This is a genomic window from Glutamicibacter sp. AGC84 (genome assembly GCF_053543575.1).
In genome coordinates, this window is record NZ_JBLVOC010000027.1 from 5,184 (window position 1) to 17,775 (window position 12,592).

The window sequence follows — 12,592 nt, forward strand, 5'->3', positions numbered from 1 at the left end:
CTTCGAGGCCCGCGACGATGTCGAACTGCCCCTCGAAGGGGGCGATCAGCTCGTCGACCATGCGGCGCAGGCCGGTCGGGTCGGCGAAGACCGGGGTGAGGTCCTTGAAGGAGATCCCTGGCTGCGGGTAGTCGGGCACGATCTCGCACAGTCGATCCAGCAGGTCGCTAATGCTCTCAGAAGTAGTCACGCCTAGTAATTTTAGTCCCTCCGCGCGCCGCACGCCGCACGATCGTGCATAATCATGAGCACATTTTGGGCGGTGTCCATGCGGTACGGCGGTTAACCATCCAGGCTAGCGGTTCATCAAGCGATCGCTGGGCCAGGGCAGCAGCTGCGGGTCCGCGGCCCCGTCGGCGGCCGCGGTAACCTGCACCGGCCCGGCCGCAGGGCGTCCGGCCATCCATGCGGCCAAGTCGAAATCGGCGCCCGAGAGCACCCACGATTTCGCCCCGTCCCCGAGCACCATCCGGGGTTTGCCATGCGGCTGCAGCACCAGGCGGGTTCCTTCCGGAACGCGGGCTTCGAGCGCCCGGAACAGATGCGCGCTGAATGCCGGCGGCCAGCTGGCGGCCGGGCGCAGGAATTCGTCCAGGTCGGTGGCGTGGATCAGCATCTCTCGCCAGGTCGCGTACATCAGGTCCGCGGCCTTGGCCCCCGGGCGGTACCCCACCGGCTGCTCCCACGTGGCTTCGGCACCAGGCAGGGTGGCGCGCAACTGGGCCAACGCGTCGGCGGCCAAGGCGCGCAGGGACTCCGGGCGCATCAGCGCGGTCATGTTGATCGCCTCGATCCGGCCCTCGGCGCCCCCGTCGTACATCAGCGGCGGCCGCTGGGCTCCGGCGTTATCGAACTGGCGCACGGCGGCCTTCGCGAAGGAGGCCAGATGCGCGATCAGCTGGGCGGTGCTCCAGCCCGGCAGCGAACTGGGCTTGCTGTACTGGGTGTCGGGAACCTCCCGCACCTGTACGGAAAGTTCATCCAATGCGGTGGTGACCTGCGCGATGAGTTCGGCAGGGGCCAGGAGTCGAGTCATGAATCACACTTTAGCGCGAACCGGGCGCAAATGCGCAAGGGCTCGAAGCCGTGGTTAACGCGCAAGTGGCCGCCGGGCAGGATTCTTCCCGCGCGGCGGCCGCTTGGCCCTGCCTGGTGCTACTTGGCCCAGGCCTTGATCTGGTCGAGCTGGCGCTCGAACTCGGCGAGCTGCGCTGCGACCGCGCTCGGGGCGGTGCCGCCCTGGCCGTTGCGGGCGTTCAGCGAACCCTCGGTGGAGAGCACCTCGCGCACCGCCGGGGTCAGGTGCTCGGAGATGCCGGCGTATTCCTCGTCGGTCAGGTCCCACAGTTCCACGCCGCGCGATTCGGCCAGCTGCACCGCAGCACCGGAGAGCTCGTGGGCATCGCGGAACGGCACGCCCTGGCGGACCAGCCATTCGGCGATGTCGGTCGCCAAGGCGAAGCCCTGCGGGGCCAGATCCGCCATGCGCTCGGTGTTGAAGGTCAAGGTGCCCATCATTCCGGCGACCGCCGGCAGCAGGATTTCCAGGGTGTCCGCGGCGTCGAACACCGGTTCCTTGTCTTCCTGCAAGTCGCGGTTGTAGGCCAGCGGCAAGGCCTTGAGGGTAGCCAGCAGGCCGGTCAGGTCGCCGATCAGGCGCCCTGCCTTGCCGCGGGCCAGCTCGGCGATATCGGGGTTCTTCTTCTGCGGCATGATCGAGGAGCCGGTGGAGAAGGAGTCGTGCAGCTTCACGAAGCTGAATTCCTTGGTGGCCCAGAGGATGACCTCCTCCGAGACGCGCGAGAGGTCAACGCCGATCATGGCCGCGATCCAGGAGAATTCGGCGAACACGTCGCGGGCGGCGGTGCCGTCGATCGAGTTGTGCACGGCCGAGTCGAAGCCCAGCTCGGCGGCGACGAAGTTCGGATCCAGGCCCAGGGTCTGGCCGGCCAGCGCACCGGAACCATAGGGCGACACGGCGGCACGCTTGTCCCAGTCGACCAGGCGCTGCACATCGCGCAGCAGCGGCCAGGAGTAGGCCAGCAGCAGGTGCGAGAGCAGGATCGGCTGGGCATGCTGCAGGTGGGTGCGGCCGGGCATCGGCGCATAGGGGTGCGCCTTGGCCTGCTCGACCATCGCGTCAAGGGTGTCGATCACGCCGCGGGCGATGATCCGCGCGTGGTCGCGCAGGAACATCCGGCCCAGGGTGGCGATCTGGTCATTGCGCGACCGGCCGGCGCGCAGCTTGCCGCCCAGGGCGGTGCCGGCGCGCTCCAGCAGGCCGCGTTCCAGCGAGCCGTGGACGTCTTCGTCGGTTGGCGCTGCGACATAGGCCTCGGAGATGACGTCGGCTTCGAGCTGGTCCAGGGCGGCGATCATGTCTGCCAGCTCGGCATCGGTGAGCAGGCCCGCGCGGTTCAGCACCTTGGCATGGGCACGGGATCCGGCAATATCGTAGCTGGCCAGGCGCCAGTCGAAGTGGGTGGACTTGCTCAGCGCTGCCATTGCATCCGCTGGGCCGCCGGAGAAGCGACCGCCCCAGAGCGATCCTTCATTTGTTGACGAGGCCATGGCCCGTTCCTTTCTGCCGGAGAAAATTGACGTTGCACCCTACTCTAGCAAAGCTTTATGCAATGTAACTCATATTTATGCAACGGTGTGCCGATTCATGCATCACATGCTTATCGCTGCGGCCTGCTCTGCGGGGCCTGGCTAGGCTCCGGAACACGCAGGAAACCTTAAGTTTTGCCTCTTCCAGTACTCAGCGCCCGGGCGTATGGTGTGATCATAGAGCCGATACGGAACGTTCCTCGGAGGTACCCAATGGAAATCCAGCTGTACCGGGGTGATATCACCACCCTTCATGTTGATGCCATCGTCAATGCGGCCAATCCTTCGCTGCTCGGTGGAGGCGGCGTCGACGGCGCGATCCATGCAGCTGCTGGTCCCAGCCTGCTGGCCGCCTGCCGGGAAATTCGGGCCAACCGGTACCCCGACGGGATTCCTTCGGGCATTGCCGTCGTCACCAAGGCCGGCAACCTGCATGCCAAGTGGGTCGTCCACACCGCGGCCCCCAACTTGGCGCTGATCAAGCCGAACCCCAAGATCCTCGATGACTGCTTCGTGAACTCCCTGTATGTCGCGGCCCGCCACGAGGCCCACTCGGTCGCGTTCCCGGCGATTGGCGCAGGGGCGTTCGGGTGGGATCCTGAGCAGGTTGCCAGCATCGCCCATGCAGCGATCAGCCGGTGGATCGAGACCAATAAGCATATTTCGCCGATCCACAAGATCATCCTGGTCGCGCATACCGATGAGGTCCAGGCCGCCTTCGAGCGGGCCTTCTCGCTGGATGCCGTGGAGGATATTGCCGCCTGACCGGATCCGAATGGCATTAACGCACGAATTCTGCCGCGCACTCCTAGTCGAGGGTGCGGCAGTTTTGCGAGGTCGGGCAGTTAGGTGCGGGCGAAATAGGTGTTGCGCCGCGGCAGCTGCTGCGGATCCAGATGCTTGGGCAGGATGACATGGGGCAGGCCCTTGATCTTGACCAGTTTCAGGTAGCCGCTGTGGACCATGGTGTGGTGCAGCGCGCAGAGCGGGCAACAGTCCTGGAGTCGGGTATGGCCGCCCTTGGCCCACGGCTTGAAATGGTGGAATTCGATCAGTGCCGGGTCTGCCGTGCAGCCTGGGACCAGGCAGCCGCCGTCCCGGTCGCGGGCGGCAAGTTTCATCCAGCGCGGGAAGAGCCGGGCGTCGCGGCCGATATCCATGATCACCCCGTCCGCGTTGTAGATCGGGCTGATCACCTTGGCTTCGCACAGCATGGTGCGCAACTGGGGCGCGGAAATTCTCACGCCGTGCGCGCTGATGCCGGTGAGCGATGCGAGATCCTGGAGATCCTCGAAGCGCGCGTGCACCACGATTTCGGGGGTGATGCGCTTGCCCTGGCTGTCGGGCCCGATATTGCGCAGGATTGCGTTCAGCGCATTGAGCCGGCGTTCGGGCACCGAACAAGTTGCCGGCAAGCCCGGCAGTGGTGTGCCCGGCGGGTTCGGCGGGTCGGGATCTGGCGTGGCATCATCCGCAGGAGCTGGCGGGCCAACGCCCGCCCAGTCCGGAGCAGGTTGGTCGCTGTTCCAGAGGTGCTCCGCGGGTTCTTCCCACTCGGCCTTGCCATCAGGCGCATGCTCGCCGCCGTCGGATTCCGGGACGGGGTCGGGCTCCGGGCCGGGGTCGGGCTCCGGGCCGGGGTGTCCGCTGGAAGGCGGCTCTGCGGTATTGCCGTGCTCATCGCCGGAAGGGCTGTCACTGGCGGCGCCTGCGGCCTGGCGGGCGGCGGCGCCGGCCTTGGTGCGCTTGTTGTCGGCCTGCGTGATCAGCGATTCCCAGAGTTCCGCGTCGATCTCCCGGACACGGACGATGAATTCATGGACCCCGTTGACCACCTTGCCGCGGAAGAGGCCCAGCTTCGGGGTCGGAGCCTGGTCGTGCGCGTCCTTGTACTCCTTGATCAAGCCATTGATGCGCTTCTGCCGGATGCGGATCTGGTCTTCCCTCAGGTGCGCGGCGGCATGCTCCTCCAGCAAGGTGCCGTCGGCGGCCTTGGCAGTGGCCGTGGTGGGCAGGCCGTCGAAGGTGGTGTCTTCGGGTTCGAACTTGTCCAGCGCGCGGGCGGTTTTCAGCACCTCGCGGGGATCCGGCGTGCTGTGCAGGCCAGGCAAAGCCCAGCCGGCCGGCGACAGCAAGGCCTCCGTGGACGGATCTGCGACTGGCGTGCCTGGGGCGGGGGTGCCGGCGAAGTGTTCTGCGAGCAGGGTGAAACGCGGGGCGCAGGCGGCGCCGGCGATATCCTTGCGGGCGTGGACCAGATGGGCGTCCTTGACGCGGCGGTCGGCCTCGAAATAATTCACATCCAGCATCTGGGACAGGACGGTGGCCGCATCGAGGTAGAGGGTGCGGCCGGGCGCGAATTGCGCAGGGGCGCTGAAATCGGTGGTGCCCGCGCGCAGGTGGTCGAATTCGGCGAGGTCCAGGGCGTGGGCGGCGCTGGTCTCCACCTGGCTTGCCGCCATGACGACGGTGCGGGAAGCTTGCCGGCTGAAGGCTTCGGCGAAGTGGGCGTGGGCCAGCGCGAGGCGCGGATCGGCGCAGCCCGAGGCCTGGGCGCAGAGGTTCTGGAACAGCAACAGGCACGCGGCTTCGGCGCGCAGCAAGCTGGCGGCGTCCAGCGGGGTGCCGCTGGCCAGCTGCTGCGCCACGGTCCCCAGGCTGGCGGCCAGTGCGGGTCCCGCGGTGCTCGTGGCGCTGGCGCTCTGAAGTGGTTCCATGCCCCGATCATCGGGCGCCATCTCGACCGGCATGGCAAAGCCGCCGCGGACTGTGGAGAAGTTCGCGGCGGCAAGCGCCCGATGGACTGGCGGCGCCGGTCAGCGCGGTTCGGCCAGCTGCAGGAAGCGGGCGGCCACTTCGGCACCGCCGTCGGCCACGCGGGTGGTGACCATGATGGTGTCATCCCCCGCGATGCAGCCCAGGATCGAGGGCATCTGCGAGTGGTCGATGGCCAGGGCCAGCAGGTTCGCCGCGCCCGGCGGGGTGCGCAGCACCACGATATTCCCGGAGGCCTCGGCGGTGACCAGCTGCTCGGCGCAGATCTTGGCCAGGCGCGCGTCGAGCACTTCCTGGGTGATCGCGGTCTTCGGGGAACGGTCCCCGCCTTCCTGGCGCACCGCGTAGATCAGCTGCCCGGAGTTGTCGCGGATGCGCACCGCTCCGATTTCCACCAGGTCGCGCGAGAGCGTGGCCTGGGTGACTTCCAGCCCGTCGTCCTTGAGCAGGCCGAGCAGCTCGGCCTGGGACTTGACCGAGTTGTTGCCCAGGAACGCGCGGATGCGGGCCTGGCGGGCGGTTTTGGTGCTTGGCTGGGCGGACATCCTAGAGCTCCACTCGTGGATCTTCGGCCAGGCCGGAGGCGACCATCAGCCAGGCCATCACGGCCTTCTGCGCGTGCACGCGGTTCTCGGCCTCGTCGAACACGACCGACTGCGGGCCGTCGATGACCTCGGCGTCGATCTCGTAGCCGCGGTAGGCCGGCAGGCAATGCAGCACGATCGCGTCGTCCTTGGCCAGCTTCATGGCTTCGGCGGTCACCGAGTAGCCGGTGAACAGCTGCTGGCGTTCGGCCTTCTCGGCTTCCTGGCCCATGGACACCCAGGTGTCGGTGACGACCACGTCGGCGTCTTGCAGCGCGGCGGCGGCATCGGTGGTGATCGTGGCCGATCCCCCGGTCAGCGCGGCACGCTGCTGCGCGGCCTCGATGATGCGGGCTTCGGGCAGGTAGCCCTCGGGGCCGGCGATGCGCACGTGCATGCCGGCGGTGACCCCGGCCAGCAGGTAGGAGTTGGCCATGTTGTTGGCCGCGTCGCCCAGGTAGGCCATGGTCAGCCCGGCGGTCTTGCCCTTGTGCTCGCGCACGGTGAGCAGGTCGGCGATCAGCTGGCAGGGGTGGTAGTCGTCCGACAGCGCGTTGATCACCGGAACCGAAGAGTTCGCGGCCATTTCCTCCAGGCCGGACTGGGCGAAGGTGCGCCACACGATGGTGGAGACCATGCGCTCGAGCACCTTGGCGGAATCGGCGATGGACTCCTTGTGGCCCAGCTGCGAATCGGCGGAGTTGATGATCAGCGGCGAGCCGCCGAGTTCGGCGATGCCGGCGTGGAAGGACACGCGGGTGCGGGTGGAGGTCTTGTCGAAGAAGACCGCGACGCTCTGCGGGCCGGCGAACGGCTGGTAGCCGTACTTGTCGGCCTTCATCGCCGCGGCCAGGTCCAGCACCTTGGACTGCTCGTCGGGGGTGAAATCCAGGTCGGTCAGGAAGTGGCGGGTTGCGCTCATGGTGTTAGTCCTTTGCTGTCGCAGGGGGTGGTCGCGAAGTTGCTGCCGGCCGCTAGCTGGCGGCCCTGATCAGCTGCGGCAGGGCCGCGATCAGGGTGCCCAGCTGCTCGGTGGTGATCACCAGCGGCGGGGCCAGGCGGATGGTCTTCTCGTCGGTGGCGTTCACGATGAATCCGGCATCCAGCGCCGCGGCGACCAGCTTCGGCGCGTTGGCGGCGGCCAGTTCGAAGGCGGTGAGCAGCCCGGCGCCGCGCACGGCGGCAATGCCCTCGACGCCTGCCAGTTGCTCGCGCAGCCAATCGCCGGTGGCGCGCACATGGGCCAGCAGGTTCTGGGATTCGATGGTGTGGATGACGGCCAGGCCGGCGGCGCAGGCCACCGGGTTGCCGCCGAAGGTGGTGCCGTGGTCGCCCGGGGCCAGCCAGGCGGTGTTCTGCTCGCCGAACACGATCATCGCGCCGATCGGGAAGCCTCCGCCCAGGCCCTTGGCCAGGGTCATCACATCCGGGATCACCGGGGCCGAGGCGAAGAACGCCCCGGTGCGGCCCATGCCGGTCTGCACCTCGTCGAAGACCAGCAGGGCGCCGGCTTCGCGGGTGATGTCGCGGGCGGCCTGCAGGTACTGCGCGGAGAGCATCTTCACGCCGGCTTCGCCCTGGATCGGCTCGATGAAGACCGCCGCGACGGTTTCGTCCACCGCGGCACGCAGCGCGTCGATGTCCCCGGCCGGGATCCAGCTGACGTTTTCGGGCAGCGGGGCGAAGGGCGCGCGGTACTTTTCCTTGTAGGTCAGCGACAGCGCGCCCAGGGTGCGGCCGTGGAAGGAATGCTCCAGGGCGATCACCTTGGTGCGCGGGGCCTGCGGCGTGCCGGCGTTGCGCCGGGTCAGCTTCAGCGCGGCCTCATTGGCTTCGGTGCCGGAGTTGGCGAAGAAGACCTTGGAGCCGGCCGGGGCGGCGGAGATGTCCAGCAGCTTCTCGGCCAGCGCGATCTGGCTGGGGGAAGTGAAGAAGTTCGAGACATGGCCCAGGGTGGACAGCTGGCTGCTGATCACGGAAGCCAGCAGCGGGTGCCCGTGGCCCAGGGTGTTGACCGCGATGCCGCCGAGCAGATCCAGGTACTGGTGGCCATCGGCGTCCCAGACATGGCAGCCGGCCCCGCGCACCAGCACGCGCTGCGGGGTGCCGAAGACGCCGAGCAGGGAGCTGGAGTAGCGTTCGGCCAGGGCGGCCGAGGACAGCTGCGCCAGCCCGGCAGCTTCAGCGGTTCCAGCCAGGGCGGAGGAGGTGGTTTCAGCGGCGTGCTCGCTCACTTGGCGTCCTTCTTTTGTGCGGTGGCCGGGAGCACCTGGGTGCCCACGCCGGCGGTGGTGAAGATTTCCAGCAGCATCGAGTGCGGGGCGCGGCCATCGACGATGTGGGCCTGGCCCACGCCCCCGTCGACGGCTTTGAGGCAGGCGCCCATTTTCGGGATCATCCCCGATTCCAGCGACGGCAGCATGGTGCGCAGCTCGTCGTTGGTGATCGAGCTGATCAGCGAGGACTTGTCCGGCCAGGCGGCGTACAGGCCCTCCACGTCGGTGAGGATCACCAGCTTGGCGGCACCCAGCGCGGTGGCCAGCGCGGCCGCGGCGGTATCCGCGTTGACGTTCAGCACCGCGCCGGTGGGCTCGCCGGATTCGTCGAACTCCGGGGCGACGGTGGAGATGACCGGGATCATCCCGGCATCCACCAGCGAGTCCACCTGGTCGGTGCGCACGGTGGTGACCTCGCCGACCAGCCCCAGGTCCACGGGCAGGCCGTCCACGACCGTGCCGGTGCGCACTGCCTGCAAGGTGGCACCGTCCTCGCCGGACATGCCCACCGAGTAGGGTCCGTGCGAGTTGATCAGGCCGACCAGGTCGCGCTGCACCTGGCCGGTGAGCACCATCCGCACCACGTCCATGGCTTCGGGGGTGGTCACCCGCAGCCCGCCGCGGAATTCGGAGTCGATCCCGAGGGTGTCGAGCATCCTGTTGATCTGCGGTCCCCCGCCGTGCACCACCACCGGGTTGATCCCGGCGTGGCGCAGGAACACGATGTCCTCGGCGAAGGCGCGGCGCAGATCGTCGTTGACCATCGCGTTGCCACCGTATTTGATGACCATCGTGGTCCCGGCGAAGCGCTGGATCCAGGGCAGCGCCTCGATGAGCGCTTCGGCCTTGGACTGGGCGATGCCCAGGTTGGTGCGGGCGGTGTGGGCCATGGGAGTGTTCCTAGTTTCTGCCTAGCTGGAGTAGGCGGAGTTCTCGTGGACGTAGTCGTGGGTCAGGTCGTTGGTCAGCACGGTGGCTTCCTCGGTGCCCGCGTTCAGGTCGATCTCGATCAACACGTTGCGTTCTTCGAGCGAAACCAGGCTGCGGTCCTCGCCCACCCCGCCGTTCTTGCAGACCATCACGGAGTTGATCGACACGTTCAGCTCATCGGGTTCGAACGCGGCCTTGGTGGTGCCGACCTCGGAGAGCACCCGGCCCCAGTTCGGATCCTTGCCGAAGACCGCGGTCTTGACCAGATTGGAGCGCGAGACGGCCTTGGATACTTCCAGGGCGTCGGCCTCGGTAGCGGCATTGAAGGTGCGGATCGCGATGGTGTGCTGCGCGCCCTCGGCGTCCTCGATCAGCTTCGCGGCCAGCTCGCAGCAGGCGTCGGTCAGCGCCGCGGTGAACTCGGCCAGGTCCGGGGCGGCGCCCGAGGCGCCGGAGGCCAGCAGCAGCACGGTGTCGTTGGTGGACATGCAGCCATCGGAGTCCGCGCGGTCGAAGCTCATCGCGGTGGCGGCGCGCAACGCGGCATCGGCCTGTGCGGAGGTCAGCACCGCATCGGTGGTGAGCACCACCAGCATGGTGGCCAGCGCCGGGGCGAGCATGCCCGCGCCCTTGGCCATGCCGCCGATGATGACCTGGCCGGAGCCCGGTGCCCCGACGATACGGGAGACCAGCTTCGGCACGGTGTCGGTGGTCATGATGCCCGCGGCGGCCGCATCGGCCGCGTTCTGGTCGTCGGCCAGCGCCCCGGCGGCAGCCTGGACCCCGGGCAGCAGCTTGTCCATGGGCAGCTGCATCCCGATCAGCCCGGTGGACGCCACGGCCACGTCGCCGGCGGAAACCGAGAGCAGCTGCGCGGCGTATTCGGCGGTCTTGTGGGTGTTCACGAAGCCTTCGGCGCCGGTGCAGGCGTTGGCCCCGCCGGAGTTGAGCACCACGGCGTCGATGCGGCCATCGGCCAGCACCTGCTTGGACCAGTGCACCGGGGCGGCGGCCACGCGGTTGGAGGTGAATACGCCGGCGGCGGTGAACTGCGGGCCGAGGTTCTTGACCACGACCACGTCGTTCTTGCCGGTGGACTTCAGGCCTGCCGGGACGCCGGCGGCGGCGAAGCCCGCCGGTGCGGTGACCCCGGTGGCGGCAGCGGATGGGTGGGTGTTGGTGTGCGCGAGGCTCACGGTGCAACTCCTTGCATGAGCAATCCGGTGTTTTCTTCCAGTCCCAGTGCGATGTTCATCGACTGGACCGCGGCACCTGCGGTGCCCTTGGTGAGATTATCCAGTGCGGCGGTGACGATCACGCGGTTGGCGTGGGTGTCGAAGGCCAGCTGCAGCTGGACGTGGTTCGATCCCTGCACCGCCCCGGTGGTCGGCCATTGGCCCTCGGGCAGCAGGTGCACGAAGAGCTCGTCGGCATAGGCCGCGGACCAGGCTTCGCGCAGCTGCGCTTCGCTCACCTCGGGCTTGGCCTTGGCGGTGGCGGTGGTCAGGATGCCGCGCGGCATCGGGGCCAGGGTGGGGGTGAAGGAGACGGTGACCGGTTCGCCGGCGAGCTGGGAGAAGCCCTGCTCCATTTCCGGGATGTGGCGGTGGGACCCGCCCACCCCGTAGGTGCTCATCGAGCCCATGGTTTCGCTGCCCAGCAGGTTGGGCTTCAGCGACTTGCCGGCGCCCGAGGTGCCCGAGGCGGAGACGATGACCACGTCGTCGGCTTCCAGCAGGCCAGCGGCGAAGCCCGGAGCCAGGGCCAGCTGCGCGCCGGTCGGGTAGCAGCCCGGGACGGCCACGCGCTTGGTGCCCACCAGCTTTTCGCGCGCACCGGGAAGTTCGGGCAGGCCATAGGGCCAGGAGCCGGCATGCGCCGAGCCGTAGAATTTCTCCCAGGCTTCGGCGGATTCCAGCCGGTGGTCCGCGCCGGCGTCGATGACCAGGGTGGATTCGGGCAGCGCCGCGGCCACGGCGGCCGATGCGCCGTGCGGCAGCGCCAGGAACACGACGTCGTGCCCGGCGAGGTTTTCCACGGTGGTGTCCAGCAGGACGCGATCGGCGAGCGCATGCAGGTGCGGGGCGATCGAGCCGAGCCGCTGCCCGGCCTGCGAATGCGCGGTGATCGCGCCAATCTCTACTTCTGGGTGGGCCGCGAGGATGCGCAGGACCTCGCCACCGGCGTATCCACTGGCGCCGGAAACAGCTACTGAAATCGTCATGACCTGATTCTACCGCGAATTATTCATGCAGGCTAATAAATATTCATAAAATTCTTCGTCACGTAACCCGACATCCGCCCCACGGTGCCCGCGCAGCGCTCCGAAGTCCTAAACTGGCCCTAGAGACCGTCCCGGCATCGCGTGCCGGGATCGAAACACGCAGCTTAAGGAGCGCGGCACTATGCAGCAGCAAGCCATTGTGGTTCACGAACCGACCGATGCCAGCGGGCTGGTCCCGGATCAGATCCCGGTCCCTGCCCCGGGCCCGGGCCAGCTGCTGGTGAAGGTCGCGGCCACCGGCGTGAACTTCATCGAAACCTACCAGCGCAGCGGCGTGTACACGGTGGACTACCCCTTCACCCCGGGCAGCGAATTCTCCGGCGTGGTGGAGCAGATCGGCGAGGGCGTGCAGAATTACCAGGTGGGCGACCGGGTGGCCACCGCCTCCGGCTCCCGGGGCTACGCCCAGTACGCGCTGGTGGAAGCCAAGCGCGCGGGCAAGGTGCCCGATGCGGTGAACCTTAACATCGCCGCCGCGCTGCCGCTGCAGGGCATGACCGCGCACTACCTGGTGCATTCGAGCTACATGGTGCGCTCCGGCGATACCGTCTTGACCTACGCGGGCGCTGGCGGCGTGGGCCTGATCCTCACCCAGCTGCTCAAGCTCAAGGGCGCCACCGTGATCACCACCGCCTCCACGCAGGAAAAGAAGGACCTGGCCAAGGCGGCCGGAGCCGACTACGTGGTGGATTACGACCAGGTGGCGGACACCGTCGCGCAGGTCACCGGCGGCGCGGGCGTGCACGCGGTCTACGACGGCATCGGCAAGGACACCTTCGAGACCTCGCTGGCAGCCCTGCGCCGGCGCGGCACCCTGGTGCTCTTCGGCGGGGCCAGCGGCCAGGTCCCGGACTTCAACCTGCAGCGGCTGAACGCCGGCGGTTCGCTGAGCGTGACCCGGCCGAAGCTCGATGACTTCCTGGCCACCGAGCAGGAGCTGCACTGGCGCTTCGGCGATATCTTCGGCTGGGTCGCCACCGGGGACATCGATGTGCGCATCGGCGCCGAGTTCCCGCTGGCCGAAGCCGCCGCGGCCCATGCCGCGCTGGAATCGCGCGCCACCACCGGCAAGGTCATCCTGGTTCCCTAGCGATGGCCGGGCATCCGCAGGCTGGGCATGCCGGCATCTGCCC

General features: G+C 68.1%; 11 protein-coding genes and 1 pseudogene. 2 read left to right on the forward strand and 10 right to left on the reverse strand.

Features of this window, described 5'->3' with window-relative positions; translation table 11 throughout:
• From ACNPN0_RS16455 to argH, 3 genes and pseudogenes are all read right to left on the reverse strand, one after another.
• Window positions 1-190: pseudogene (locus tag ACNPN0_RS16455) on the reverse strand (adenine phosphoribosyltransferase); the annotation flags it as partial.
• 105 nt (window positions 191-295) lie between these two features.
• Window positions 296-1,036, reverse strand: coding sequence for a maleylpyruvate isomerase family mycothiol-dependent enzyme (locus tag ACNPN0_RS16460; protein ID WP_448938338.1), 741 nt, complete (start codon window positions 1,034-1,036; stop codon window positions 296-298).
• 119 nt (window positions 1,037-1,155) lie between these two features.
• Window positions 1,156-2,571 carry an argininosuccinate lyase gene (gene argH, locus ACNPN0_RS16465; protein ID WP_105658126.1) on the reverse strand — a complete coding sequence of 472 codons (1,416 nt, stop codon included), beginning with the start codon at window positions 2,569-2,571 and terminating at the stop codon, window positions 1,156-1,158.
• Between the two features lie 252 nt (window positions 2,572-2,823).
• Here argH and ACNPN0_RS16470 point away from each other — a divergent pair, with 252 nt between their 5' ends.
• Window positions 2,824-3,375, forward strand: coding sequence for a macro domain-containing protein (locus ACNPN0_RS16470; protein ID WP_105661899.1), 552 nt, complete (start codon window positions 2,824-2,826; stop codon window positions 3,373-3,375).
• Between the two features lie 80 nt (window positions 3,376-3,455).
• On the opposite strand, the gene ACNPN0_RS16475 is transcribed toward ACNPN0_RS16470, so the two are convergent.
• The 7 genes from ACNPN0_RS16475 to argC all read right to left on the reverse strand — a co-directional run bounded on the left by ACNPN0_RS16475 (window position 3,456) and on the right by argC (window position 11,399).
• Window positions 3,456-5,327: an HNH endonuclease signature motif containing protein gene (locus ACNPN0_RS16475; RefSeq protein ID WP_448938339.1), complete on the reverse strand. Its 1,872-nt coding sequence runs from the start codon at window positions 5,325-5,327 to the stop codon at window positions 3,456-3,458.
• 99 nt (window positions 5,328-5,426) lie between these two features.
• On the reverse strand, window positions 5,427-5,930 hold the full coding sequence (locus ACNPN0_RS16480) for an arginine repressor (protein ID WP_332487954.1): 504 nt from the start codon (window positions 5,928-5,930) through the stop codon (window positions 5,427-5,429).
• 1 nt (window position 5,931) lies between these two features.
• Window positions 5,932-6,891, reverse strand: a complete 960-nt coding sequence (argF, locus tag ACNPN0_RS16485; RefSeq protein WP_105658130.1) for an ornithine carbamoyltransferase — start codon at window positions 6,889-6,891, stop codon at window positions 5,932-5,934.
• 52 nt (window positions 6,892-6,943) lie between these two features.
• Entirely contained in the window at window positions 6,944-8,203 is a 1,260-nt protein-coding gene (locus ACNPN0_RS16490) for an acetylornithine transaminase (protein WP_402696337.1), read from the reverse strand.
• A complete protein-coding gene (gene argB, locus ACNPN0_RS16495; protein ID WP_332487952.1) occupies window positions 8,200-9,135 on the reverse strand; it encodes an acetylglutamate kinase in 936 nt (311 codons plus the stop codon). The genes ACNPN0_RS16490 and argB overlap by 4 nt, the downstream gene beginning before the upstream one ends.
• Window positions 9,136-9,156: 21 nt before the next feature.
• Window positions 9,157-10,371 (reverse strand): bifunctional glutamate N-acetyltransferase/amino-acid acetyltransferase ArgJ, encoded by a 1,215-nt coding sequence (argJ, locus tag ACNPN0_RS16500; protein WP_448938340.1) that lies wholly within the window; start codon window positions 10,369-10,371, stop codon window positions 9,157-9,159.
• Window positions 10,368-11,399, reverse strand: a complete 1,032-nt coding sequence (argC, locus tag ACNPN0_RS16505; RefSeq protein WP_133832936.1) for an N-acetyl-gamma-glutamyl-phosphate reductase — start codon at window positions 11,397-11,399, stop codon at window positions 10,368-10,370. The genes argJ and argC overlap by 4 nt, the downstream gene beginning before the upstream one ends.
• A gap of 181 nt (window positions 11,400-11,580) precedes the next feature.
• Between argC and ACNPN0_RS16510 the strand changes: the two genes are divergently transcribed.
• On the forward strand, window positions 11,581-12,549 hold the full coding sequence (locus ACNPN0_RS16510) for a quinone oxidoreductase family protein (RefSeq protein WP_332487946.1): 969 nt from the start codon (window positions 11,581-11,583) through the stop codon (window positions 12,547-12,549).
• The last annotated feature ends 43 nt before the right edge of the window (window positions 12,550-12,592 follow it).

What these genes read in the sequence shown, in the direction of transcription:
- ACNPN0_RS16460 (WP_448938338.1), bottom strand. Translation starts at nt 1,036, where the DNA reads ATGACTCGACTCCTGGCCCCTGCCGAACTCATCGCGCAGGTCACCACC.
- argH (WP_105658126.1), bottom strand. Translation starts at nt 2,571, where the DNA reads ATGGCCTCGTCAACAAATGAAGGATCGCTCTGGGGCGGTCGCTTCTCC.
- ACNPN0_RS16470 (WP_105661899.1), top strand. Translation starts at nt 2,824, where the DNA reads ATGGAAATCCAGCTGTACCGGGGTGATATCACCACCCTTCATGTTGAT.
- ACNPN0_RS16475 (WP_448938339.1), bottom strand. Translation starts at nt 5,327, where the DNA reads ATGGAACCACTTCAGAGCGCCAGCGCCACGAGCACCGCGGGACCCGCA.
- ACNPN0_RS16480 (WP_332487954.1), bottom strand. Translation starts at nt 5,930, where the DNA reads ATGTCCGCCCAGCCAAGCACCAAAACCGCCCGCCAGGCCCGCATCCGC.
- argF (WP_105658130.1), bottom strand. Translation starts at nt 6,891, where the DNA reads ATGAGCGCAACCCGCCACTTCCTGACCGACCTGGATTTCACCCCCGAC.
- argB (WP_332487952.1), bottom strand. Translation starts at nt 9,135, where the DNA reads ATGGCCCACACCGCCCGCACCAACCTGGGCATCGCCCAGTCCAAGGCC.
- argC (WP_133832936.1), bottom strand. Translation starts at nt 11,399, where the DNA reads ATGACGATTTCAGTAGCTGTTTCCGGCGCCAGTGGATACGCCGGTGGC.
- ACNPN0_RS16510 (WP_332487946.1), top strand. Translation starts at nt 11,581, where the DNA reads ATGCAGCAGCAAGCCATTGTGGTTCACGAACCGACCGATGCCAGCGGG.